Raw genomic sequence first — 248 nt, forward strand, 5'->3', positions numbered from 1 at the left:
GCGGTTGGGCCGTCGTGACGCTCTACGCCATATTTCCACGCAATCGCGGATTCAACCTGGTCACATGGGCGCCAGGTGCTCATGTTCGGGGTCACACGCAGGGAAGCAATCTGTTCTACCGGCTGGTGAGTTGGGCCATCTTCGCCCAGACCAATGGAGTCGTGGGTGTAGACCATCACCTGGCGTTTCTTCATCAGCGCCGCCATACGCACCGCGTTACGGGCATATTCAACGAACATCAGGAAGGT

Annotated in this window: 1 pseudogene; it reads right to left on the reverse strand. The window is 58.1% G+C overall.

From position 1 onward, the window contains the following. A pseudogene (locus tag HII27_RS26955) lies at positions 1–248 on the reverse strand (transketolase); the annotation flags it as partial.

Origin of the sequence: Kluyvera sichuanensis (genome assembly GCF_014218705.1) — a bacterium.
Classification (GTDB): domain Bacteria; phylum Pseudomonadota; class Gammaproteobacteria; order Enterobacterales; family Enterobacteriaceae; genus Kluyvera; species Kluyvera sichuanensis.